The 23969-nt window shown below is 73.1% G+C and carries 22 protein-coding genes; 10 read left to right on the forward strand and 12 right to left on the reverse strand.

The genetic code is table 11. The features are described 5' to 3' along the window. Positions 1-5: 5 nt before the first annotated feature. A complete protein-coding gene (locus OG500_RS33825; protein ID WP_329585800.1) occupies positions 6-1754 on the reverse strand; it encodes a TIGR03767 family metallophosphoesterase in 1749 nt (582 codons plus the stop codon). Positions 1755-2171: 417 nt separating this feature from the next. Here OG500_RS33825 and OG500_RS33830 point away from each other — a divergent pair, with 417 nt between their 5' ends. Continuing rightward, positions 2172-2774 (forward strand): acetate uptake transporter, encoded by a 603-nt coding sequence (locus OG500_RS33830; RefSeq protein ID WP_327070656.1) that lies wholly within the window; start codon positions 2172-2174, stop codon positions 2772-2774. 217 nt (positions 2775-2991) lie between these two features. Then, the gene (locus tag OG500_RS33835; protein WP_329585804.1) at positions 2992-4521 is read left to right on the forward strand and encodes an SDR family oxidoreductase; all 1530 of its coding nucleotides are present in this window, start codon (positions 2992-2994) and stop codon (positions 4519-4521) included. Between the two features lie 130 nt (positions 4522-4651). Here OG500_RS33835 and OG500_RS33840 read toward each other — a convergent pair whose 3' ends face one another. Then, positions 4652-4885, reverse strand: a complete 234-nt coding sequence (locus OG500_RS33840; protein WP_329585806.1) for a hypothetical protein — start codon at positions 4883-4885, stop codon at positions 4652-4654. Positions 4886-4958: 73 nt separating this feature from the next. Here OG500_RS33840 and OG500_RS33845 point away from each other — a divergent pair, with 73 nt between their 5' ends. Both OG500_RS33845 and OG500_RS33850 read left to right on the forward strand, forming a co-directional pair. Continuing rightward, positions 4959-5489, forward strand: a complete 531-nt coding sequence (locus OG500_RS33845) for a helix-turn-helix domain-containing protein (RefSeq protein WP_329585808.1) — start codon at positions 4959-4961, stop codon at positions 5487-5489. Then, positions 5486-6202, forward strand: a complete 717-nt coding sequence (locus OG500_RS33850; RefSeq protein WP_329585811.1) for a rhomboid-like protein — start codon at positions 5486-5488, stop codon at positions 6200-6202. The genes OG500_RS33845 and OG500_RS33850 overlap by 4 nt, the downstream gene beginning before the upstream one ends. A 28-nt stretch (positions 6203-6230) precedes the next feature. Here the strand turns inward: OG500_RS33850 and OG500_RS33855 are convergent, their stop codons facing one another. Continuing rightward, positions 6231-7070 carry a carboxymuconolactone decarboxylase family protein gene (locus tag OG500_RS33855; protein WP_329585813.1) on the reverse strand — a complete coding sequence of 280 codons (840 nt, stop codon included), beginning with the start codon at positions 7068-7070 and terminating at the stop codon, positions 6231-6233. A 152-nt stretch (positions 7071-7222) separates the two neighbouring features. Here OG500_RS33855 and OG500_RS33860 point away from each other — a divergent pair, with 152 nt between their 5' ends. Next, the gene (locus OG500_RS33860; RefSeq protein WP_327070662.1) at positions 7223-7807 is read left to right on the forward strand and encodes a TetR/AcrR family transcriptional regulator; all 585 of its coding nucleotides are present in this window, start codon (positions 7223-7225) and stop codon (positions 7805-7807) included. Positions 7808-7840: 33 nt separating this feature from the next. Here the strand turns inward: OG500_RS33860 and OG500_RS33865 are convergent, their stop codons facing one another. Continuing rightward, complete coding sequence (locus OG500_RS33865) at positions 7841-8473, reverse strand: GNAT family N-acetyltransferase (RefSeq protein WP_327070663.1); 633 nt, start codon at positions 8471-8473, stop codon at positions 7841-7843. A gap of 225 nt (positions 8474-8698) precedes the next feature. On the opposite strand from OG500_RS33865, the gene OG500_RS33870 reads away from it, so the two are divergent. After that, positions 8699-10762: a hypothetical protein gene (locus OG500_RS33870; RefSeq protein WP_329585819.1), complete on the forward strand. Its 2064-nt coding sequence runs from the start codon at positions 8699-8701 to the stop codon at positions 10760-10762. A 71-nt stretch (positions 10763-10833) separates the two neighbouring features. Here OG500_RS33870 and OG500_RS33875 read toward each other — a convergent pair whose 3' ends face one another. Both OG500_RS33875 and OG500_RS33880 read right to left on the reverse strand, forming a co-directional pair. Beyond that, a complete protein-coding gene (locus OG500_RS33875) occupies positions 10834-11616 on the reverse strand; it encodes a COG4705 family protein (protein WP_327070665.1) in 783 nt (260 codons plus the stop codon). Between the two features lie 129 nt (positions 11617-11745). Beyond that, positions 11746-13359, reverse strand: a complete 1614-nt coding sequence (locus OG500_RS33880) for a peptide chain release factor 3 (RefSeq protein WP_327070666.1) — start codon at positions 13357-13359, stop codon at positions 11746-11748. A 273-nt stretch (positions 13360-13632) separates the two neighbouring features. Here OG500_RS33880 and OG500_RS33885 point away from each other — a divergent pair, with 273 nt between their 5' ends. After that, a complete protein-coding gene (locus tag OG500_RS33885; RefSeq protein WP_329585823.1) occupies positions 13633-14091 on the forward strand; it encodes a hypothetical protein in 459 nt (152 codons plus the stop codon). Positions 14092-14335: 244 nt separating this feature from the next. Further along, positions 14336-14803, forward strand: coding sequence for a hypothetical protein (locus OG500_RS33890; protein ID WP_329585826.1), 468 nt, complete (start codon positions 14336-14338; stop codon positions 14801-14803). Between the two features lie 107 nt (positions 14804-14910). Here OG500_RS33890 and OG500_RS33895 read toward each other — a convergent pair whose 3' ends face one another. Beyond that, the gene (locus OG500_RS33895) at positions 14911-15387 is read right to left on the reverse strand and encodes a (2Fe-2S)-binding protein (RefSeq protein ID WP_329585828.1); all 477 of its coding nucleotides are present in this window, start codon (positions 15385-15387) and stop codon (positions 14911-14913) included. A 42-nt stretch (positions 15388-15429) separates the two neighbouring features. After that, positions 15430-17775 (reverse strand): molybdopterin cofactor-binding domain-containing protein, encoded by a 2346-nt coding sequence (locus tag OG500_RS33900; protein ID WP_329585831.1) that lies wholly within the window; start codon positions 17773-17775, stop codon positions 15430-15432. A 154-nt stretch (positions 17776-17929) separates the two neighbouring features. Here OG500_RS33900 and OG500_RS33905 point away from each other — a divergent pair, with 154 nt between their 5' ends. After that, on the forward strand, positions 17930-18559 hold the full coding sequence (locus tag OG500_RS33905) for a DUF1707 SHOCT-like domain-containing protein (protein WP_327070671.1): 630 nt from the start codon (positions 17930-17932) through the stop codon (positions 18557-18559). An 18-nt stretch (positions 18560-18577) separates the two neighbouring features. On the opposite strand, the gene OG500_RS33910 is transcribed toward OG500_RS33905, so the two are convergent. Further along, positions 18578-19843, reverse strand: a complete 1266-nt coding sequence (locus tag OG500_RS33910; RefSeq protein ID WP_329585833.1) for an amidohydrolase — start codon at positions 19841-19843, stop codon at positions 18578-18580. A gap of 177 nt (positions 19844-20020) precedes the next feature. Here OG500_RS33910 and OG500_RS33915 point away from each other — a divergent pair, with 177 nt between their 5' ends. Next, complete coding sequence (locus tag OG500_RS33915) at positions 20021-20203, forward strand: thiazolylpeptide-type bacteriocin (protein ID WP_329585835.1); 183 nt, start codon at positions 20021-20023, stop codon at positions 20201-20203. A gap of 75 nt (positions 20204-20278) precedes the next feature. Here OG500_RS33915 and OG500_RS33920 read toward each other — a convergent pair whose 3' ends face one another. From OG500_RS33920 to OG500_RS33930, 3 genes are read right to left on the reverse strand one after another with little or no spacing between them, the layout of a single operon-like run. Beyond that, entirely contained in the window at positions 20279-22219 is a 1941-nt protein-coding gene (locus OG500_RS33920; protein ID WP_329585838.1) for a TOMM precursor leader peptide-binding protein, read from the reverse strand. Beyond that, positions 22216-22965 (reverse strand): ABC transporter permease, encoded by a 750-nt coding sequence (locus OG500_RS33925; protein ID WP_327070675.1) that lies wholly within the window; start codon positions 22963-22965, stop codon positions 22216-22218. The genes OG500_RS33920 and OG500_RS33925 overlap by 4 nt, the downstream gene beginning before the upstream one ends. After that, entirely contained in the window at positions 22962-23885 is a 924-nt protein-coding gene (locus OG500_RS33930) for an ABC transporter ATP-binding protein (RefSeq protein WP_327070676.1), read from the reverse strand. Before OG500_RS33930 ends, OG500_RS33925 begins: the two co-directional genes overlap by 4 nt. Positions 23886-23969: the final 84 nt, after the last annotated feature.

The raw sequence follows: 23969 nt of genomic DNA on the forward strand, positions 1-23969 counted from the left end.
CGGGATCAGTGGCCCGGCTTGGCCAGCAGCAGCTCGGTGTTGTGGTCCAGCGAGGTGCCGAGCTTGACCGAGGGCGTGGCGTAGGGGTCGTTGAAGGCCAGCTCGCGGTAGAGCGCGGCGAGGCCCTCGTCGGAGGTGTCCGAGAAGTCGGTGTCGTAGCGGGCGGCCGACTCGATCAGCGTGGTGAAGAGCGAGATGGTGCCGTCGCCGTTGTCGGTGAGCTCGATGATCCGGGCCTGCTGCGGGTAGTCGATGTGCGAGGCGGTGTTGACCTCCCAGAACGCGCGCTCGGGCACGGCGTGGCCGTGGGCGGTGATCCGGTTCTCGTGGCTGTGGCCGTTCACCCAGGCCACCACGTTCGGGTAGCGCTGGAGCAGCGCGACCAGCTCGTCGCCGTTGTGCCGCTTCTCGAAGAGGTGGCGGGGGTCGGGCAGCAGGTTGCCCATGGTGGTGCTGGTGTGGTGGCTGAAGACCACGACCAGGTCGTTGCCGTGGCCGCCGCGCACCGTGCTGCCGTCGGTGTTGTACCAGTGGTCGCTGTGCGCCTGCAGCTGCTGCTCGAGCCAGCTCAACTGCGCGGTGCCGATGGAGCCGTCGGCGAAGCCGGCGGCGTTGGTGGTGTCCAGGCTGATGCCGACCACGCCGTCGGCGATCCGGCAGGTGTAGTAGAGGTTGCCGCTGGCGGCGGCTGCCGCGGTGAAGCCGTGGCCGACCGGACCGGCGCCGGTGTAGGCGGGGTTGAGGTGCGCCTGCGCGAACTCCTTGGTGCTGAAGGGCTTCCGACGGCTGTCCGGGGTGATCTCGCGCACCGCGTCGGCGTCCGTCAGCAGGCGGCCCAGCAGCAGGACGGCCTGGGCCGGGTCGTGCTGGAGCAGGCCGGCCAGCTTGGCGGCGTCCGCGTCGTTGCAGCCCTCGATCTTGCGGTCGCCGGTGTAGAGGGAGTTGAGCAGGCCGAGGTCGGGCAGCGTGCCCTCGATGCTGTCGTCGTGGTTGCCGACCGTGGTGTACCACGGGGCCTTCAGGCCGGGTGCCGAGAACGGCCGGCCCGCCGCACCGAGGAAGCCGGGGACCTCGGGGAAGCCGGCCGTCTTGTAGGAGTCCCGGTAGGAGAGTTCGGGGTTCCAGTAGATGCTGCTGCCGGAGTTCTGCACGCCTTCATAGCGGGTCGGGTCACCGCTGTTGGGGGTCACCTGGCCGCCGCTCATGACCGAGAGGTACCAGTCGAGTTCGATCTGCTCGTGGTTGTCCGTGTTGTCACCGGTGGCCATCACCAGGCTGAACGGCAGGCCGGTGTACGGGCCCGTGCCGAGCGAGTTGACCCGCTCGACCAGCGAGGAGGCGCCGCGCACGGTGAGTGCCTCCTGCGGCCGGTAGGCGGCGTCGTTCCAGCGGGCCAGGTACTCGAACCGCATCGGGGACTCGGTGTCCGCCACGTGCAGGTCGGTGAACTGGACGAAGCTGGCCAGCGGAGTTCTCCGGTCGTCGCGCCCGCTCTGGGCGGCGGCGAGGTCGGCGCGCACGGCCAGCGGCCAGCCGGGGCCGGCCTGCAGGCGCCGGTAGCCGGTGCTGCCGTCGGGCGTGGCCACCTGCTCCAGGGTGGTGCCGGCCACGGTGACGGCACGGGCCGCGGTGCTCGCCAGTGCGCGGTCCACCTCGGCTGCCGAGGCGAAGGTTCCGCCGGCCAGCGAGAGCGCGGCTCCGGCGGTGGCGGCACCGGCACCGCTGATGAACCGGCGTCGACTGAACGGTGACATGAGAACCCCTCCTGACGGTGCGGCAGCCTCCTGGCGGCGACCGCGAGCGGATGCTACTCGCAGGTAGCGTGACCTGCGTAGGCCTGTGCCCGAACGGGATGCCAACAGTGGGAGACGGCTCGGTGGAGGTGGCGCCCGGGGGGTGGCGGGCGTTTCGGGTGAGCCGGCGGATGCGTGCAGATGTTCCCATCCGCCCTTCCTGTTCGATTGATTGCGCACGGAGGCGCCGACGGAAGAGCGGTTAATCCTTTTCTCGCCTGTCACATGGGCCTCTTGAGTAACGCGATGACCAGATCTTCAGGTAACGGTTCATCGGACTCAGAAAAACCCCGCGCGCCGGTTGTTTCAAAACGTCTATTCACGTCAACATACTTGTCCTGTCGCGCATTCGTCCCATGCTCCGAAAGGAAGACGCCCGTGGCAACCGAGCAGTCCGCCGCGTCCCCCGCCCCAGCCGAGATCGCCGACCCCGCTCCGCTGGGTCTGGCCGGCTTCGCCATGACGACCTTCGTCCTGAGCTGCTTCAACGCCAACCTGCTGGACGCGAAGGTGGGCGCCGTGGTGCTGCCGCTCGCCCTCGCCTACGGCGGCCTGGCCCAGCTGCTGGCCGGGATGTGGGAGTTCCGCAAGGGGAACACCTTCGGTGCCACCGCGTTCAGCTCCTTCGGCGCGTTCTGGCTCTCCTACTACTTCCTGGCGAAGGACGTCCTGCCGGGGCTCGACAGCAATCCGCATACGCACCAAGGGGTCGGGCTCTTCCTGCTCGGCTGGACGATCTTCACCGCCTACATGACGGTGGCGGCGCTGCGGGTCAACGGGGCCGTGCTGGCCGTCTTCGTCTCGCTGACCATCACCTTCGCGCTGCTCACGGCCGGTGCCTTCGGGCCGTACGAGAGCGTCACCAAGGCCGGCGGCTGGCTGGGCCTGCTCACCGCGGTGCTGGCCTGGTACGCCTCGTTCGCCGGCGTGACGGCCTATGCCTTCAAGCGGCCGGTCCTGCCCACCTGGCCGGCCCGCTGAGCGCGCGGGACTGACGACCGGTCCGGGTCGGGCACCGTGGGGCGGTGCCCGGCCCGGACGCGTCGGGCGGCCCTGGCGCCGCGCTGCGCCGCGGCGGCTCCGGGCTGCTCGGGGCCGCGCCGCGCCGGGGGGTGTGCCGGGCCGACGGGCCGCGCGGCTCGTACGGTGGAGGGGAGGCCGCCGTCGCGGCCCGACCGGGGCGTCGAGAGGAGCCGTGATGTCCGAGCAGCCGCCGCCCACCGCACCGCGCTGTCTGGTGACCGGGGCCACCGGCTACCTCGGCGGCCGGCTGGTGCCCGAGCTGCTGGCCGCCGGCTACCCGGTCCGCTGCCTGGTCCGCGACCCCGGGCGGCTGCGCGACCACCCGTGGCGCGAGCGGGTCGAGATCGTCCGCGGGGACGTCACCAGGGCCGAGTCGCTGACCGACGCCTTCGACGGTATCGAGGTCGCCTACTACCTGGTGCACGCGCTCGGCACCGGAGCCGGCTTCGAGGAGCGCGACCGCGCGGCGGCCCGCAACTTCGGCGCCGCGGCGGCCCGGGCGGGGGTGCGGCGGATCGTCTACCTCGGCGGGCTGATCCCGGCCGGGGTGCCCGACGACCGGCTCTCCGCGCACCTGCGCTCGCGCGCCGAGGTGGGGCGCGTCCTGCGCGAGAGCGGCGTCCCGACGATCGAACTGCGCGCCGCCGTGATCCTCGGCTCCGGCTCGGCCTCCTTCGAGATGCTCCGCTACCTCACCGAGCGCCTGCCCGTGATGGTCACTCCCAACTGGGTGGGCGTGCGGATCCAGCCGATCGCCGTCCGCGACGTGCTGCGCTACCTGATCGGCGCCGCGACCCTGCCGCCCGGGCTCAACCGGACCTTCGACATCGGTGGCCCCGAGATCCTGACGTACCGTCAGATGATGCAGCGCTACGCCCGGGTGGCCGGACTGCCGCACCGGCTGATCGTCCCGGTGCCGGTGCTCACGCCCCGGCTGTCCAGCCACTGGGTCGGGCTGGTCACACCGGTGCCCGGCTCCATCGCCCGGCCGCTGGTGGCCTCGCTGCGCCACGAGGTGGTCTGCGGCGAGCACGACATCGCCCGTTACCTGCCGGACCCGCCCGCGCTCTCGGCCGGGGGGTCGCGGGCCGCGGGCGCCGGACTGATCGGCTTCGACGAGGCCGTCCGGCTCGCCCTGCGGCGCACCCGCGACGCGGAGGTCAGCACCCGCTGGTCCTCCGCCTCGCTGCCCGGTGCGCCCAGCGACCCGCTGCCCACCGATCCGCAGTGGAGCGGCGGCAGCCTCTACCAGGACGTCAAGGAGCGGGACGTGGCCGCCACGCCGGAGGCCGTGTGGCGGGTGGTGGAGGGGATCGGCGGGGAGAACGGCTGGTACTCCTTCCCGCTCGCCTGGGCGGTGCGCGGCTGGCTGGACCGGCTGGCGGGCGGGGTGGGGCTGCGCCGGGGCCGCCGCGATCCGGCGCGGCTGCGGATCGGCGACTCGCTCGACTTCTGGCGGGTGGAGGAGATCGAGCCGGGCCGGCTGCTGCGCCTGCGCGCCGAGATGCGCCTGCCGGGGCTGGCCTGGCTGGAGCTGTCGGTCCGCGCGGACGGCCGCGGCGGCGCCTGCTACCGCCAGCGGGCCCTGTTCCAGCCGCACGGCCTGGCCGGACACGCGTACTGGTGGGCGGTGGCGCCCTTCCACGCGACGGTGTTCGGCGGGATGGCGCGCAACATCACCGAGCGGGCGCTCGCGGCGGGTTGAGCGGTCCCGGCGTCCGGCTCGGCGGCCGGTTCGGTGTGCAGGAGGCGCTTGCCCTCGTTGATCTCGCGGGCGGTCTCCGCGGACCAGAGGTGGACCTGGGTGGGGCGGAGGGCCATCGCGGTCAGCACGATCAGCGGGATGCCGGGCAGCGGCGAAGCCCGCCGCCGCTCGACTCGGCGACCCGGTCGTGCAGGTTGAGGTGGTCGAGGCTCACGGCCCCGGACCCGGCGAGGAAGACCACGGCGGGGCCGCCGCTGCCGGAGCGGTGCAGCAGCTGCCGGCCCCCGGCCGTGAAGTGGCGTCCCCGCGGCGGGGGGTTCGGGAAGGCGTTGGTGTTCAGTCCGGCGGGTGACCGGTGTGGCACGGTGCGCTCCCTCGGCGGTGCGACGAAACGTTCTCAGCTTTGAGAAAGGTATGGGATGTGAGACCTTTTGTCCATGGACACCGTCGGCCTGCTGCTGCACCCCGTGCGGCTGCGCATCGTGCACGCCATGTCGGGCGGACGGGCGCTGACCACCTCTCAGCTCTGCGCCCTGCTGCCGGATGTGTCGAAGGCGACCGTGTACCGGCACGTGGGTCTGCTCGCCGAGGGCGGGCTGCTCGACGTGGCGAGCGAGCAGCGGGTGCGCGGCGCCGTCGAGCGGTGCTACCGGCTGCAACGGGCGCGGGCGGTGATCGACGCGGACGCCGCCGCGGACTCGCCGGACCTGCACCGCCGCGCGTTCGCGGCGGCGATGGCCGCGCTGCTGGCCGAGTTCAACGCCTACCTGGACCGCGAGGGAGCCGACCCCGGCACCGACCAGGTGGGCTACCGCCAGCATGCGATCTGGCTCAGCGAGGACGAACGCGCCGAACTGATCGACGACGTGCGCCGGGCGATCGTGTCCCGGATGGCGAACGGGCCGACGCCCGGGCGCACCCGGCACCTGATCAGCCCGGTCCTCTTCCCCGCCGAGGGTCCCGCATGAGCAACGCCACCGACGGGCGGTCCGCCGGCCGCCCGGGCCGGCCCGGGCGCGCCCTGGCCGGCTGTCCGCGGCGGCTCGGGCGTGCCCTGGCCGGCTGTCCGCGCCGCAGTCCGGCGACCTTCGGCTACCTCGTCCTGCTCCTGGTGGACACGCTGGTGGTCAAGCAGCTGCTGTCGGCCGCGACCGCCGACAAGGTGCTGCTCGCGATCAGCACCAATGTGGACAACATGGGCCGGCACCCGGTGGGTTCGCTGCTCGGCAGCATGCTGGTGGTCGACGACGGCAGCTGGCTGGACTACCTGCTGATCATCGGCGTCGGCCTGGCCGGCTGCCTGGCCCTGCTGGAGCGCCGGTTCGGCTCGCTGCGTGCGGTCGGCACGGTGCTGGCGGGCCACGTGGGCGCCACCCTGGTCACCACGGCCGTCATCACCGTGGCGACGCGCAACGGGACGTATCCGCAGGAGGTGCGGCACACCCTGGACTACGGCGTCAGCTACGTGTCGATCGCCGCCGTCGGTGCGGCCACCGTGCTGCTGCCGCGCTGGGCCCGGCCGTGGTGGGCGGCGGCTGCGGTGCTGTATCCGCTCAGCTCGGCCGACTGGTACGGGCGGCTGCCGGACTTCGTCGCCATCGGCCATGTCTCGGCCGCACTGATCGGCCTGGCCGTGGCCGTCGTCGGCACCGCCATCGGCCGTCGGCGCCAACGGCGTTGAGGCCGGGCTGCCGGGGCCGGGTGATCCGTCAGCGCCCGGCGGTCCGCGGGTCGGCGTCGCGCTCGGTGAAGACCTCGCGGGCCGCGGTGATGCCGTTGAGCGCGGCCGGGAAGCCCGCGTAGCCGGCCAGCTGCGTGATCGTCTCGACCGCCTCCTCCCGGCTGCCCCCGACGTTGAGCAGCCCGTGCAGGTGGACGCGCAGCTGCGGGGCCGCGGTGCCGAGCGCGGTGCAGGCCGCCACCGACGCCAACTCGCGCTCCTTGAGGGTGAGTCCGCTGCGGCTGTAGATGTCGCCGAAGCAGAACTCGACGGTGTAGCGGCCCAGATCGGGTGCGATGTGCTCAAGGGCGGCCACCACCTGCTCGCCCGCGTGGCCGTCGATCTCCTTGAGGGCCGCGAGGCCGCGCTGGTAGCGCTCCTCGGAGGTCTCCGTCGGGCGGATCCGGCTCTGTGCGGGGTCGCCGAGTCCGGCCTGCTCGGGGTCGGGCCGGTCGGCGAAGGCCTGGCGGGCGACGGTCAGGCCGTTGAGCGCGGCGGGCAGGCCCGCGTAGACCAGCATGTGGATGATCGTCTCGACGATCTCGCGGTGCGTGACGCCGACGTTGAGCGCGCCGTCGATGTGGAAGCGCAGCTGCGGGGCGGCGGTGCCGAGCGCCGTGAGAGCGGCGATGTTGATCAACTGCCGCTGCCGGATGGTCAGTCCGGGGCGGTGGTAGATGTCGCCGTAGCCGAACTCGATGGTGTAGCGGGCCAGGTCGGGGGCGATGTCGGCAAGGCTGCTGAGCACGCCGGGCACGGGGGTGCCGCTGACCTCCTGGAGCAGGGCGAGGCCGCGGTCGTAGCGCGAGGTGGTGGCGGTGGCGGACATGGTGGTCGACCCTCCAGGCGACGGGGGAGGAGCGGCTTCCGGCGCGACTCCCCGAGTGACGGAACGTTCCGTAACGTACAACCAGTTCAAGCCGTCCTGCAAGGCTTTTTGGAACGAAACGTATCGTCACGTTGTGGGGGTAGAGTGAGGCCATGACTCCACAGCCCAGCCCCGCCCGCCGCAGCGCCCGCTCGCACCGCGCGATCCTCGACGCGACCTTCGAACTGGCCGTCCGCAACGGCTATCCGAAGCTCACCATCGAGGCCATCGCCGCTGCCGCGGGTGTCGGCAAGCCGACCATCTACCGCTGGTGGCCGTCCAAGGGCGCGGTGGCGCTGGAGAGCATCAACGAGCGGATGGGCGCCGCCACCGACTTCCCCGACACCGGCGACATCGTGGCCGACCTGGCCGGTCAGATCGAGAACGTGGTGCGGCTCTTCGGCAGCGACGTCGGCGCCGTCTACCGCGGGGTGATCGCCGAGGCCCAGGGGGACCCGCGGGTCGCTGCGGCCGTGCGCGAGACCATCACCGAGCCGCGCACCCGCCAGTGCCAGGCCCGCCTGGAGCGGGCCGTGGCGGCCGGGCAGTTGCGCGCGGACGTCCCCACCCGGTTGGTGGTCGAGCAGCTCTACGCGCCGGTCTACTACCGCTTCCTGCTCGGCACCGAGCCGCTCGACGGCTTCGACGCCCGCGCCACGGTCGAGCGCGTCCTGGAGGGGCTGCGCCCCAGGGTCTGACCGCCGGGGCCGTCGAGCGGGTCAAGTGGCGGCTCAGGCAGCGGGGGTGAGCGCGTCGGTGGCGAGCCGGGCGTGCAGGTGCGAGTCGTGCCGCAGGCCGGTGGTGTCCACGTAGTAGTCCCGCATGGTGCCCTCGGTGCGGAACCCGGCGCGGGTGGCGACGGCGCACGAGGCGGTGTTGAGCAGCGCGTGGTCCAGGGTGATCCGGTGCAGCCCGAGCCCGCCCTGCGCCACCCCGGTGAACGCCCAACCGGCCGCCGCCTCCAGCGCCTTGGCGGCGATGCCGCGTCCGCGGGCCGAGGGTGCCACCCAGTAGGTGACCACCGCCTGGTCGGGCAGCCGGTCCACCTCGCGAACGCTCAACGCGCCGAGCAGCAGGCCCTGTTCGGCCTCGGTGACGGCGAACCACGCGTTGCCCGACGCCCACCCCGCCAGCCGCGGCTCCAGCCAGCGCCGGCCCCGCTCGGCCTGCGGCGCCCCGGTGACGGCCCGGCCCGCGGCCCAGCGCAGGATCTCCGCATCCCGCAGCGCCTCGGCCACGGCGGGCTCGTCGCCCTCGGCAAGGGGCCGCAGCAGCAGCTCACCCGCCGTCAGGGTGCGGGGGGTCAGGGCCCGCGGCGCGGGAGCGGGGGAGGCCGGTGCGGCGGAGGTCGGTTGAGTGGTCATCGTGACGTTCTACCCGATCAAGGTGCCGCCGGGTAGCCGGATTTTCCGGGCCCGCTGGATGTCGGCTGTGGGCCCGACGACCGGTCATGGGCCCTGCGGCGAACGCCTGGTGAACATTGCCGCCATCCCCTGCCACCCGGCGCCGCGAGCGGCCAGGATCACGGCTGACCCCGTACGGCTTGCCCACCCCCGGGCCCGGCACGGGCGCAACCGGGAGGAACACCGATGCCTCGTCGCCAGGCCAGGACGGCCATCGCCGTCGGCGCGACCGCCATTGCCGCACTCGCCGCCACCACCAGCCCCGCCCTGGCCGCCGGCCCGGACGACGGCTGGTGGGGCGGCCACCACCGGGGTCCGGTGAGCTACACCGTCGGCGCGCCGTCGGTCGACCGGGTCAAGGGCGGCCCCTGGACGCTCGCCCAGGGCGACCTCACGCTCGGCGCCTCGTACAGCAACAGCCTGCCGGTCTACTCCGGCGGCGGCACCGGCACGGTGACCGCGGGCGGGGTGAGCTACCCCAACCTGGCCGTCGACCCGGCCGGCTCCGGCGCGGTGCCGGCCGCCAGCGGTGTGACCGGCAGCCCCGGCCCGCTGACCGGCTACTGCGCGAGCGGCGGACCGGCCCCCGAGACCGGCGCGGTGCTGCGCCAGCCCCAGGGCAGCACGCTGCCGATGCAGCCGTACTACTTCCCCTTCGTCACCAGCCAGGACGGCGGCCGCACCCTCGACGGCCTGTTCGACTACCGCCCCAAGGACGGTGACGAGGCGGTGGTCGCCGCCACCTCCACCGACCACGGCAAGACCTGGAAGTACGCCGGCGAGGCGCTGGAGCAGAACGCCGGGCTGTGCCCCGACGGCAACACCAACGACGACGGCCAGGGCCACGCCTTCGTGCTGAACGTGCCGGACTACGCCGGCACCGGCCACCGCGGCCAGGTGCTGTACACGCTCTCCCGCCCCTCGGGCGACACCCTGGGCACCAACCTGATCGTCCACCACCTCACGCCGAAGGACGGCGACCCGCTGGCCGGCCTGCCCGCCGCGGAGCCGGTCGGCATGGGCGGCGCCACCAGCGCCACGGCGGCCGTCAGCGTGCCGGCCGGCCCCGGCGGCGACGGTGTGACGATCGACGTCGGCAGCACCGCGGACTTCGAGCAGCCGGGTCACTTCTCGGTGGACGGGGTCACGGTCGACTGCAACGACAACGCGGCCACCGCCACCGCCTTCACCGGCTGCACCACCCGCACCCCGGGCGGCGTGCGCATCGCCGCCGGTGACGCGGTCAAGGCCGACGCGGTGATCCCGGCGACCGCGCAGCAGACCTCGGGCCTGATCGCCCCCGACGGCATCATCAGCACCTTGCCGCACTACCCGGGCGCGCCCAAGGGCAGCGTGGCGGTGCTGTACACCGAGAAGATCGTCGACTACTTCACGCCGACCACCACCACGGCCGCCGTCACGCTGCCCGCCGCCAGCATCCCGGTCGCCGACAGCTCGCAGTTGAAGCCCGCCGGCGGGTCGGTCACCGTGAGCCTGGGCACCGCCGCCGGCATCGTCCAGGTCACCTGCACCGGCACCGCGCCCACCGCGCTGACCGGCTGCACCGGCGGCAGCGGCGCGGTGGCCAAGGGCAGCAGCGTCGGGGCCCCCGGCGCGGCGACCGTGCCCTACGCGCAGCTCGCTGCGATCGGCGAGGGCAAGGACAAGCCCAAGTCGCTCTTCGGCAACAACGAGGACTACACCGTGGTGCGCGCCGCCTGGACCACCGACGGCCTGCACTTCACCGACCTCGGCCAGGTCGCCGGCCTGGGCGACCCGACCAGCACCAGCGACAGCGTGCTGCGCTGGATCGGCTCGCGCGGCACCGTGGTCACCAACCCGGACGGCAGCTACGGCCTCTTCCTGTCCGGTGCCTACGCCTCGGACGGCGACAGCGACGCGTTCAACCAGATCTTCTACTCCTCCTCCAAGGACGGGAAGAACTGGTCCGCGCCGCAGAAGCTGCTCGGCACCGACTACACCTTCGCCCCGCTGGCCCGGCAGGCGGCGACCGGCGGTGCCCTGGACGTGGCCGGCTACTACGCGGGCCGGGTCTACGACCCGACCGTGGTGCAGAACGACAACGGGAGCCTGACCATGGTCTTCGCCGGCTACTCCACCCCCAAGCCGCTGCCCACCACCGGCAGCGTCTACGGCACCGATCCGGCGGCCCGCTACACCGTCGCGGCCGCGGCGCCCGCGGAGTACCGCACCATCCTCAGCGTCACCCTGCGCCCGCACCGCTCCTGAAACGCCACCGCGTGCGGTGCGGGCCCGGTCGGCGCCCGCACCGCACGCGGTGTCACGAGGGGTTCGGCAGCTCAGCGGCGGGCCTCGCCGCGGCGGCCGGCGACGAACGGGACCAGGGCGAGGATCGCCACCGTCCAGCCCAGCGTCACCGGGCCGAGGCCCAGGTCCAGGCCGCCGCGGTCGTGCGAGACCGCCATCCAGTCCGCGAACGAGGCGCCCAGCGGTCGGGTCAGCACGTAGGCGATCCAGAAGGCCGGCACGGCGCCCAGGCCCACCAGCCGGTGCGCCAGCGCCGGCAGCGCGATCAGCACGGCGAAGGCGATGCCCGAGGTGAGGTAGCCCCAGCCGAAGGTGGTGGCGGTCAGGTCGCCGACGGCGGTGCCGAGCGCGAAGGTGGCCAGCACGGTGGCCCAGTAGAAGGTCTCCTGCCGCCGGGTGCGGATGCTGCGGATGGAGAGCGTGCCCTCGGTGCGGTACCAGGTGGCGAAGACGGCCACCAGGGCGATCAGGAAGGCCGGTGCCGAGGCGGCGTACGGCACGTGCAGCGCGACGTGCAGGGTGTCGGCCGCCATGGTGCCGAAGACGCTGACCATGACGACGGCGGCCCAGTACACCGCGGCGATGTAGCGCCGCACGGTGAACTGCAGCGCCAGGCAGATCAGCAGGCCGAGGCCGCCGATGCCGACGGCGATGATCGGGTTCAGCAGGTGGGCCAGGAAGTCGGAGGCGGTCTCGCCCATGCCCGTGGTCAGCACCTTGATGGTCCAGAAGGTCGCGGTCGCCTCTGGCACCTTGTTCATCACACGCAGGCCCGCCCCGGCCGGGGTGCTGACGTGCGGATGGGTGGTCGTCATGGGCGGCAGGATGGCACACCAAGGTGAGCGTCTACAAGTTTGTAGACATTGTGTGGACGCGAGTGCGACGATGCCCCGGCCGGGTGGGCGGGCGCTCACCGGACCGGGGCAGGGCGTTGTGCGGGCAGGTCAGTCCGCGGTGGCGATCAGCGGCTCCAGCAGCACGTCCGGCTTGGCCCGCTGGAAGGCGTTCAGGTGCCACTTGTCGCCGAACAGCGCGAGCAGCACGTTGTCCGAGCGGCGGGTGAGCACCTCGGCGTCGGTCAGCCGGGACTTGCCCACCTCGGCGGCGCCGGCCGGGTCGGTGACCCGGGCCAGCCGGTAGCTGAGGTGGTCCAGCGTGATGGGCGAGGAGAACTCGTGCTCCATCCGGTGCAGCACCACGTCGAACTGCATCGGGCCGACGGCGGCCATCACCGGCGCCTGGTCACCACGGCGGTCCGAGACCAGCACCTGGACCACGCCCTCCTCGTCCAGCTGCGAGACGCCGCGGCGGAACTGCTTGGAGCGGCTGATGTCCTTGGGCCGGGCCACCGCGAAGTACTCGGGAGCGAAGGCCGGCAGCGGCGGGAACTCCGCCTTCTTGCCGACGTAGAGGGTGTCGCCGACGCGCAGCGCGGCCGCGTTGATCAGGCCCACCACGTCACCGGGGAAGGCGGTGTCGACCACGGTGCGCTCGGCGCCGAAGACGGTGTGCGCGTACTTGGTGGTCAGCGAGCGGCCGCTGGCCGCGCGGGTGACGTTCATGCCGCGCTCGAAGACACCGGAGCAGACCCGGACGAAGGCGATCCGGTCGCGGTGCGCCGGGTCCATGTTGGCCTGGATCTTGAAGACCACGCCGGAGAAGTCCTCGGCCACCTCGCGCGCGCTGCCGTTGACCATCGGGCGCGGGCCCGGCGCCGGGGCCAGGTCGACCACGGCGTCCAGCAGCAGCTTGACGCCGATGTTGGTCAGCGCGGCGCCGAAGAAGACCGGGCTGATCTTGCCGCTCTCGAAGGCCTCCTGGTCGTAGCCGGGACCGGAGGAGAGCACCAGCTCCAGCTCCTCCAGGGCGTTCGTCCAGTCCTCGCCCTCCTCCGCCATCGCCTGCTCGGCGCTGAGCGTCTCCTCCAGGGCGGCGTGGGTGCCGGCCGGCACCTTGGTGTAGCGCAGCATCTCGTCGGTGTTGCCGGCCTCGACCAGGCCGCGCAGGTTGCCCGCGTCGCCGACCGGCCAGACCACCGGCACCGGGGTGATGCCCAGGACGGTCTCGATGTCCTCGAGGAGGGTGAGCGCGTTGCGACCGCGGCGGTCCCACTTGTTGATGAAGGTGATGACCGGGACACCGCGGTGGCGGCAGACCGCGAACAGCTTGCGGGTCTGCTCCTCCAGGCCCTTGGCCGCGTCGACCAGCATGATCGCGCAGTCGACGGCGGAGAGCACCCGGTAGGTGTCCTCGGAGAAGTCGGCGTGGCCGGGGGTGTCGACCAGGTTCATCATGTGGCCGCGGTGCTCGAACTGGAGCGCCGCCGAGGTCACCGAGATGCCGCGCTCGCGCTCCAGTTCCATCCAGTCACTGGTCACGCCGCGCCGGCCGCCCTTGGCGTGCACGGCGCCGGCCGAGGTGATCGCCCGCGCGTGCAGGGCCAGCGCCTCGGTGAGGGTGGACTTGCCCGCGTCCGGGTGACTGATCACGGCGAAGGTCCGGCGGCGGCCGGCCTCGTCCAGGACCTGACGGACGGAGATGGACTGTTCGTTGCTCAACGTGTTCCCTCGGACGCGGATAGGCAGCAGGCCCGGCGGAAGCCTCCCCGCACCTGTGAGCCCGACGTCTGGTCCGCAGGCCCAAGGGGCGAGTCTATTAGACCCAATGGTGGAGCGGGCTCTTCCGGTCGGCTTCGTCTCTCACGCGGTCGTTCACGCGATCCGGTGAACCGGCGGGCGCGGCGGGCCGGGCCGGGGTCGGGGCCGGTATACGGATGGCAGCCGTCCGTGCTGCCCGTGCCCCGTCCCCTCTCCCCGTACCCGGAGCGCCCGATGAACGCCACGAAGTACCTGACCACCCCGCTCGCCGCGGTGACCCTCGGCGCAGCGCTGGCGCTGAGCGCGGTCGCCCCCGCCGCGGTCGCCGCCCCCGCCGCCGTTCCCGGCGCGCTGCACGCCGCGCCGCAGGGCGTGACCGACGAGGTCGTGCTCACCAATGACAGCAACGGTCAGACCGTGCGGGTGGCGGTCGGGGACCGGATCGACGTCCGGCTCACCGGCTCCACCGCGGGCGAGGCCACCCTGGCCTGGACCGAGCCGACCGCCGGTGACAGCGCCGTGCTGCAGCGCACCGCGGGCGGCACCGCACCGGACGGCAGCGCCTGGGCCGCGTTCACCGCGCAGGGTGGCGGCAGCGGCCAGATCACCGCCGAGCGCCGCTGCGTGCCCACCCCGGGCGTCGTCTGCTCACACGTCGTGGTCCGCTGGAAGGTCACCGTCGTGGTGGGCTGATCCGCCCGGTGTTTTGGTGTGCGCAGACCAGCCGTGTGAATGGCTGGTTTTCGCATGTCCGGCGGCGGTGCGCGTCCGGTATGCGGAGCGGGGGGCAAACCCAGTCAATGTGCGAACAGTCGGATATTGACAGATATGGAGCTGTGCTAGCGTTCGGCAAGTTCGCTCAAGGTGCACCTTGAAGACGGTGTACCCATTCTTTTCGAGCCGACAAAATGAATCGACTTTTCCAGGGGGAATCACTATGTTCAAGAAGCATGCCGCAAAGGCACTCGCGACGGCTGCTGCCGTTCCCGCCCTGCTGATCGGCTTCACCGGCGCCGCCCACGCGGACGGGACCATCACCTGGAAGAACGGCACGAACGATCAGTGCTGTTTCCTCGGCTCGCAGCCCGGTGGCGGTGCCGTGGGCGCCAGCACCGTGGGCTGGGAGTGGCACGACGTCCAGAACAGTGACGGCACCTGGAACGAGGTCGACCGGTTCGGGCGCTGCCTGACGGGCTACGGGAGCCAGGCGTACACGGAGAACTGCAACTCGGGCCGGGACGGCACGAACTCCTACGAGCGCTGGCGGGAGATCTACACCGGCTCCGGATTCAAGCTGCAGAACGTCCAGAGCGGCGGTTTCCTGGACTGGACCGGCGCGTACAGCCTGGGCAGCGTCTACGTGAACGGCACCGACTACAACAACCAGAATCAGCGCTGGTACTAGGAATACCGCGGTTTTCGCGTGACATGCCCGCCGGGCCGGCCCGGCGGGCATGTCCGCGGGCCGGGAGCCGGCCGGGCGGGCATGGTGGCTTTCTTCCGGGACCCGGCCTAGAAGTTCTTCGCACCGGCCGCGATCGCCTCGCGGATCCGCACGTAGGTGCCGCAGCGGCAGATGTTGCGGATCTCGTCGAAGTCGGCGTCACCGATCTCGCGGCCGGCCGCCCTGGCCTGCTGGACCTTGGCCACGGCGGCCATGATCTGTCCGGGCTGGCAGTAGCCGCACTGCGCCACGTCGAACTCCAGCCAGGCCTCCTGTATGGGGTGCAGGTCCTTGCCGACGGTGGCGGGCAGGCCCTCGATGGTGGTGATCCGGTCGGTCGGCTGCACCGCGCTGACCGGCACCGAGCACGGGTTGAACGCCTTGCCGTTGATGTGGCTGGTGCAGGCCTGGCACACGCCCAGCCCGCAGCCGTACTTGGGGCCGGTGACGCCGAGGACGTCGCGCAGCACCCAGAGCAGCCGGACGTCGTCCTCCACGTCCACCGTGACCGGCGCGCCGTTGAGGATGAAGGTGTGTTGGGGCACGGTTCTCGAAACTCCTAGTAGGCGCGGGACGGTACGCGTGGCTCAGTAGGCGCGGGTCAGGCCGTCGACGGGGGACTGCGGGACGGGCGGCGAGGTCGGCAGCGGATCGAAGGCGAGCGGTGCCGCGTGGTTGATCGGGAAGCTGGTCGGCATGGTCCCGGTGGCGCGGGCGTAGGCGCAGGCGACCGCGGCCATCGCCGAGCCGACCGCCAGTTCGCCGGCCCCGCCGGGGGTGTCGCTGCTCGGCGGCATCACCACGATCTCCAGGTCCGGCGGGGTGTTCCACTGCCTGGTGTAGAAGTAGTTGTCCCAACTGCCTTCCTGGAACACGCCGTTCTCCAGGTGCAGGCCGGAGGAGAGGGCGAGCGCGATGCCGTCCATGATGCCGCCCATCATCTGCGCCTTGAGCCCCAGCGGGTTGACCGCGATCCCGGCGTCCACCGCGCAGACCACCTTGGTGACCCGCGGCCCGGTCCAGGCGTCCGGGATCCGGCGCCCGGTGGTCTGCGGCGTGCAGTCGATCTCGACCAGGACGGCGGCGACACTGTGGTACTCGGGGTGCAGCGCGATGCCCTGGGCCGTGCCGGGCGCCATCGTGCGGCCCCAGGAGCCGAGTTGGGCGACCTGGTCGAGCACCGCGACGGCCCGCTCGTCCTTCAGCGACTGGCGGCGGAACTGGTACGGGTCCTGCCCCAGCGCGGCGGCCAGCTGATCGACCATCAACTCCTGCGCACAGCGCACATTGGGGGAGTAGATGCCGCGCATGCTGCCGGTGTTGAAGCCCTTGTCCACCTCGCTGAGCAGCTGGGTGGTGAGGCCGAAGTTGTAGGGCGTCTCCTGGCTCAGCTCGAAGATGGTCTCGGAGAAGCCGATATCGCCGACCGGCAGTTTGGCCACCAGTGCGGTGATGATCTCGCCGAGGCCGTGGCTGAAGTCGGTGGCCACCGAGGTGTGCCGCTGCTCGAAGCTGAGCACCTGGCCCAGCGCGTGCACCGCCCGCACCCGGGAGACGGACATCGGGTGGGTGCGGCCCTGGCGGAACTCGTCGGTACGGTGCCACATCAGCTTCACCGGCTTGCCCATCAGCTGCGAGATCTCGGCGGCCTCCAGGGCCGCGTCGAAGAACAGCTTGCGGCCGAAGGAGCCGCCGCCCTGGGTGACGTGGACGGTGACGGCGCTCGGCAGCAGCCCCAGCTTGGCGGCGATCGCGCCCTGCGCCACGATCGGCGACTTCAGCGAGCCCCACACCTCCGCCCGCCCCGGGCGCACGTCGGCGATCGCGCAGTTGGGCTCCAGTGCCGAGTTGCTCGCGAAGGCGAAGGTGAACTCGGCCTCGATGGTCTTCGCCAGCAGGTTCACCGGCGGGACGGCGAAGGGCAGTTCGGCCGCTCGGAGCTCCTGGAGCACGGTGCTGTCGGAGGAGTCGTCCTCGGTGCCCGGGCCCCAGGTCACCTGCAGGGCGCGGACCGCGTCGATGCACTGCCCGAAGGTCGTGGCGCGCACCGCCACGCCGGTCGGGACGACGACCACGTCGGTGACGCCCGGCATCGCCTTCACCGCCGCCAGGTTCTGCACCGAGAGCGGGGTGCCGTTGACCGTCGGCGGCCGGCAGACCATGGTCGGCAGCGCGCCCGGCACCGCGAGGTCCATGGCGAACTGCTTGCGGCCGGTGACGATGTCCAGCGCGTCGATCCGCTGCTGATCGGTGCCGATCACCGTGAAGTCCGAGCGCTGCTTGAGCGGGACGCCGACCTGGACGGTGACCTCGCTGGCCGCCTGCACCGCCAGCGAGCCGTAGTCGGCGCGCTGCCCGCTCGGCGAGCTGACCACGCCGGCGGCCGTGGTCAGCGTCGTGGCGGGGACGCCGAACCGGTCGGCGGCGGCGGCCAGCAGCCGCTGGCGGGCGATCGCCGCGGCCACCCGGACCGGGGTGTAGGTGGAGACGGTGGTGTTCGAGGCCCCGGTGAGCTGGTTGAAGAGCAGCTCGGGGCGGGCGTCGGCGAGGGTGATCCGCACCTGGGAGAGCGGGATGTCCAGCTCCTCGGCGATCAGCATCGCGGTGGAGGTGGTGATGCCCTGGCCGACCTCGGCGCGGGGCAGGGCGAAGGTCGCGGTGCCGTCGGCGTTCAGCTGGATGCCGATCAGGCCGGAGGTCGGCAGCGCCGCGGTGGTGAGCAGGTCGGTGAGGTCGAGGATGTCGGCCGGCTCGGGCAGCGAGGGGACGGCCGCGGCGGCCGGCGTCGGCGCCAGCACCGCCTCCTCCAGCGGCGCGGCCACCAGCAGCGTCGGCGCCGCGACCACGTAGCCGAGGAAGCGCCGGCGGCGCAGCCCGCCCTCGGCGTCCCGGTCGGCGTCGGCCTGCGGGGGCTGCGAGCCCTGAGCGTGCATCAACTCTCCTTCTGACGTGGCTGCTGCCGACCGGCGGGCGGGGCATGATCGCGCCAAGCCTAGGGGCCCGCGGGTGGGGCTGCCGCGCCGGGGTGCCGATCGGCTACCCGCTGGTAGTACACCGCCTCCGAGGCGAGCGCATAAGGTACCTGCCATGACGGGTGAGATGTCGCCGGGCGGGCAGCGCCGGCCGGAACTGCGGGTGTCGTACGAGGAGCGCGACCGGGTGGCGGAGCTGCTGCGGGTCGCTGCCGGGGACGGTCGGCTGACGGCCGCGGAGCTGGACGAGCGACTGGAGCGCGCGCTGACCGCGCGTACCGGCAGCGAGCTCGCGGTGCTGGTCGACGACCTGCCCGTGGTGGTGGGTTCGACGGCGCCGGAGGTCAAGGACCTGGTGCGGATCGACTGCGACAGCGGCCACACCGAGCGGGTCGGCCGCTGGGTGGTGCCGCGGGCCTTCGACGTCACGGTGGCCAGCGGCAGCGTGAAGCTGGACTTCACCGAGGCGGTGATCACCCAGCCGGTGCTGCGGATCGAGGCCGAGGTGCGCAGCGGGTCGCTGGTCATCATCACCCGGCCCGGGATGATGGTGGACGTCGACGAGGTGAGCGTGGCCAGCGGCGCCGTCCAGGTCAAGCGCGCCCCGGGCGACCAGGGGCCCACCACCCTGCGGGTGGAGATCTCCGGGTCGGTGCGCAGCGGCCACATCGTGGCGCGGCCGGCGCGCCGCGGCTTCTGGGCCTGGCTGCTGCGCCGCCCGCACCCCGGCACGACCGCGCGCTGACGCAGCGTCAGCTACCGCTCAGTCGCCCGGCCCCAGCGCGGCGGTGGCCGCGCTGACCAGGGCGGTGATGCCGGTCTGCAGGGTGAGCCGGACGCTGGGGCGGAACTCGGGGGAGTGGTTGGGCGGCAGGGCGGCCATCTTCTCCGCCGGGCCGCTGCCCGGGGCTTGGGCCCACTGGCGCGCGCCGACCATGCCGAGCATCCAGTAGGCGGTCCGGATGCCGCGCACCCCGTGCAGGTCGACGCCGGCCTCGCCGAAGAGCGGGAAGTCCTCGGTGGCCAGCGCCGGCGGCCACTGGGCCACCCGGGCGGTGCCGAAGGCATTCTGGTGCGCGGCCCGCACCGCCTCGGTCAGGGCGGGGTCGGGCAGGTTGACCCCGGAGCGGGAGAGCTCCTCGACGCTGGGCTCGCGCGGGCAGCCGGAGGCCGCCGCCTCGCCGCGCGCCACCCGGACCACGGCCGCGCCGACCCGGTCCAGCACCTGCTCGGAGAAGCCCCGCACGGTCACCGTCAGGGTGGCCCGGTCGGGGATCACGTTGCCCCCGCTGCCCGCCTCCAGCGAGCCGACCGTCACCACCACCTGCTCCGCGGGGCTGGTCTCCTGCGCCACGACGGCCTGCAGCCGCAGCACCACGGCGGCTGCCGCGACCACCGGGTCCACCGCCAGGTGCGGGGCGGCCGCGTGGCCGCCCCGGCCGTGGATCACCAGCCGCAGGGTCCGGCTGCCCGCCGTGACCGGGCCGAACGCGTGGGCCACCAGGCCGGCCGGCAGCGGGGCGGTGTGCTGGGCGAGGACCACCTGGGGCGGCTCGAAGCGCTGGTAGAGGCCGTCGCCCAGCATTGCCGCCGCGCCCCGCAGGGTCTCCTCGGCCGGCTGGCCGACCACCAGGACGGTGCCGCGCCACCGGTCGCGGGCCCGGGCCAGCGCGGCTGCCGCACCGGCCGCGCAGGCGAGGTGCACGTCATGGCCGCAGGCGTGCATCACCGGGACCGTGCGCCCGTCGGCGGTGCGGGCGGTGGCGGTGCTGGCGTACGGCAGGCCGGTGCGCTCCTCGACGGGCAGCGCGTCGAGTTCGGCGCGCAGCAGCACCACCGGGCCGGGGCCGTTGCGCAGGGCGGCGACCACGCCGTGGCCGCCGACCCCCTGGACGACCTGGTAGCCGGTGCCGGTCAGCCAGTCGGCGAACCGGGCGGCGGTGCGCTGCTCGGCGCCGGACAGCTCGGGATCGCGGTGCAGTTCGAGGTAGAGCTCGGCGGCCCGGGTGAGGGCGCTGGTCGTCGTCATGGGGTCTCTCCTGTCCTCGGGGTGAACGGGTCGGCGGTGGGTGGTCAGTGGAGTGCCAGCGGATGGCAGCCGGAGGTGCCAGCGGCGCGGCGTAGAAAGGGTGGTGCGGGATGGTGGGTACCTGTTCGAGGGGACCGCGATCCCGGCCCGTCCCCACTGCCGTACGAAGGAGTCCCCATGGCTGCCCCGCAGAACAACTCCCTCGCCTCCCTGGCCGAGGAGATCCTGAACCTGGAGTCGGAGACCTTCGAGATCAGCGACTACTCGGACACCAGCGAGGTCATGCTCGGCTCGTCGACCAGCTGCTCCAGCACCAGCACCTGCTCCAGCACCACCAGCACCACCAGCTGCACCGCCTGATCCAGCGCCACCGCCCCGGCGGCCCCCCGGTACGAGCAGCGGCCGGGGGGCCGTCGGCGTCCGCGCACCCGCTCGTCATGGGAACGGGTGCGGCACCAGGCGCAGTTCGTCCTCGGTGAGGTCCCGCTCCCGCAGCCCGCCGCGCCGCAGCGCGGTGCGCAGCCGGGGCAGCCGCAGGGCGCGCTGGCGCGACCAGCCGAAGTCGATCGGCAGCAGGCCGGGCACCAGGGTGCAGACGGTGCGCAGGCCCAGCCGCCGCTGCTCGGGCGTGGTCTGGTCGACCGCGATCACGTCGAAGCCGGCCCGGACCAGTTCGTCGCGGCAGTGCAGCAGGTCGTCCAGCAGATCACCGGAGTCCGGGCGCTGCTTCAGCCAGCCCTGGTAGGTCTGTTCCGGGTCGAGCAGCGCGCTGGGGCGCAGGTAGCTCCCGGCGTGCTCGGCCATCTCGGGCAGCCCGAACAGGGCGGCGTGGTCGGGCAGTCGACGCACCAGCTCGAAGTCCTCGGCCATCGCGGCGAGTTCCGCCGGCCGCGCGCTCACCTGGCCCGGCAGGTGCGGGATGTAGGTGAGGATCTCGCAGACGGCGGACTCCACGGTGGCCGCCGGGTCGAACCCGGCCGAGGCCGCGAACGCCAGCGTGCCGTGGCCGCCGTCCTCGCGGACCGCGAGTGCGGTGACCACCGGGACGCTCAGGTCCACCCGGTTGTCGAAGGCGCGCACCCGGTAGCCCTGCAGCGCGGCCCGGTCCACCATCGCCCGCAGCGCCGCGCCCGGGTGCCGGTCCAGGTCGATCTCGGGCAGCGCGGCGTTGCCGTACCAGCCGAGCAGGAAGGCGTCCCGCTCGACGAGTTCGAGCAGGCCGAAGAGGATCGCCTCCTCCAGGCAGCTGCCGATCGCGCAGCCGTTGGAGCACTCGAAGACGAAGTTGTCGGCGGCCACCCCGGCGCTGTAGTAGCAGAGCCGGGCCGGGACCAGGATCGGGCGCTCGTCGCGCAGTGAATAGCCCTGGACCCAGGGGATCGGCCGGTCGGGGTCGAAGGGGCTGAGCATCGGGTCGTCCCGGTAGGTCCGCTCGGCGTAGAGCCCGCAGTCGCGCGGGTCGAGCGCGGCGCCCACCAGGTTGCGGTAGGCCTCGGTCAGCGGCGGCGCGGTGCGGCGGCGATGGGTGCCCGCGTACCGCTCCAGGCCCTCCAGGAAGGCGAGGTCGCGGCTGGCGGCGAAGGAGTTGGCCTGGCCGCTCCAGGTGACGTCGGTGAGCCCGGCGTAGCCGCGCATGAAGACGCTGCCCGCCACCGGCGCGGTGGTCGGCGAGGTGACGTCGGACCAGGTGCCCGCGCCGAGCACGCCGCAGACCGGGTTGGCCAGCGCCAGGGCGGGCAGCGGGTAGCCGCCCGCCGGGCGCAGCCGGTACTCCTGCTGCGCCGGCTTGGGACGCGCGACCAGCGGCAGCACCGGCCCCTCCCCGGCCTGCCCGGCGCCGGTGGCCGCGCAGGCCGGGCAGAGCGGTTCGGCCAGCAGCGGCACCGTCTGCACCCGCAGGGTCTCCAGGTCGAGCCGGCTGACCTGCGGCAGCTCGCCGTCCGGACCGGTGCCCGGTGGCCGTGCGCCGTCCGTGAGCCGGTGGAGCGCCCAGACGGCGTCCAGCGCGTACTCGGTCAGCCGCGGCCAGCCGGGGTCCACCACGGTGAGCGCCGATCCGCTCTCCAGCGCCTCCCGCTCGGTGCGGCTGCGCAGCCGCTGCCAGCGCATCGCCAGGCAGCAGCCGCAGGCGCTCGGTGCCGCGGGCGAGCCGCCCCAGGGCCCGATCAGCACGGCCCCCGAGCCCAGGTGCACGGTGGCGCCGGCCCGGTGCCGGGCCGCCTCGCCCGGCTCGGGGCGCAGCAGGTCGACGCCGCCCAGCGCGGCCACCCGCGGGGCGGGCCGGTCCTCGGCCGCGGCCCGCTCGGCCAGCCGGCGCTCCAGCAGGGCGCGGGCAGCCTCGAAGGGCAGGCCGTCGTGAGGCTGATGGATGGTCATGACTGGTTGCTCCAGCGGAAGAAGCGCCCGGCCGCCAGCGCGAAGAGCAGCGCGAAGCCCAGCAGCGCCAGGCAGTCCAGCGCCGGGACGCCCGACCCGCCGCGCCCGGCGAAGGCGTCGGTGACGCCCTCGTCGAAGTAGCGCAGCGGCAGCGCCCGGGAGAGCGTGCGCAGCCAGCTCGGCATCAGGTCGATCGGGTAGAACGCGCCGGACAGGAACGCCATCGGCACCATCACGCAGTTGGCGACCGCGGCCACCGCCTCCGGCGTGCTGGCGAGGGTGCCCACCACCAGGCCGAGCGCGGCGAAGGCCGTGATGCCGAAGAGCAGCACCGGCAGCGCCAGCGGCCAGTGGCCGGTGACGCGCAGGCCGAAGGCGGCCAGCGCGACGGCCGCGAACAGGGCCGCCTGGATCAGCCCGGTGCCCACCGCCACCAGGTAGCGGGCGCCGAGCACCGAGCCCAGCGGGGTGGGGGTGCGCCAGATCAGGCGCAGCAGGTCGTCGCGCCGCCAGTGCATCAGGGTGAAGGCGACGCCGAACAGGGCGGCGTTGCCGATCCCCCAGGAGAGCACCCCGGGCGCGATGTAGTTGATGTACGACAGGCCGCCGTTGACCGACTGCCCGTGGAAGATCAGCCCGAAGACGACCAGGAAGAGCAGCGGGAAGGCGAAGGTGAAGATCACCGAGGTGCGGTCCCGCAGGTAGGCCAGGTAGCTGGCCCGGGTGACGGCGAGGTAGGCGTTCACGCGCGGTGCTCCGATCCGGTCAGCTCCAGGTAGGCGTCCTCCAGGGTCGCGCTGCGGGTCTGGATCTCCTCCAGGTCGACCAGTTCGCCGAGCGCGACCAGCACCCGGTTGGCCGACCTGGTCCAGATCACCAGCTCGCCGCCCTCGACGGCGACCCGCTCCACCCCGGGCAGGCGCTCGGCCTCGGCGGCGGTCAGCCGGTGCAGCGGCAGGCTGAGCCGGGTGGGGGCGGCGAGCGAGCGGATCAGGTTGCCGGGGGTGTCCTGGGCCAGGATCGAGCCGTGCGCGATGATCGCCACCCGGTCGCACAGCGCCTGCGCCTCGTCCAGGTGGTGGGTGGTGCAGACGATGGTCCGACCGGCTCCGCGCAGCGTGCCCAGCACCTCCCAGAGCGAGCGCCGGGCGGCCGGGTCGAGCGCGGCGGTCGGCTCGTCCAGGAAGATCAGCTCGGGCTCGTGGACCAGCGCGGTGGCCAGCGCCAGGCGCTGGCGCTGGCCACCGGAGAGCTCGTGGACCCGGCTGTCGGCCTTCTCCCGCAGGTCGACCAGGTCGAGAGCGCGCAGCGCGGCGCCCCGGTCCAGGCGGTAGAGCGCCGCGACGGTCTCCAGGTGCTCGCGCGCGGTGAGCCGGGTGAAGAAGGCCGAGCTCTGGGTCTGGATGCCGAGGCGGCGCAGCAGCGCGGTGTTGCGCGGCCAGGGCTGCTCGCCGAGCACCGCCACCCGGCCCGCGTCCGGGGTGCGCAGGCCCTCCACGATCTCCACCAGGGTGGTCTTGCCGGCGCCGTTGGGGCCGAGCAGACCGAAGAACTCGCCGCGCGCCACGGTCAGCGAGACCCCGTCGAGCGCCTGCACGCTGCCGTACCGTTTGGTCACCCCGGCCAGTTCGACGGCGGGGGCCGAGGGGCTTGCGGCTGGACTCATCGTCACTCTCTCTGTTGCTCGCCGTGGTGCTGCTGCTCGCTGTCGTGCTGTCGCTTGCCGTCGTGCTGTCGCTCGCTGTCGTGC

The sequence above is a fragment of the Kitasatospora sp. NBC_01250 genome, assembly GCF_036226465.1.
Classification (GTDB): domain Bacteria; phylum Actinomycetota; class Actinomycetes; order Streptomycetales; family Streptomycetaceae; genus Kitasatospora.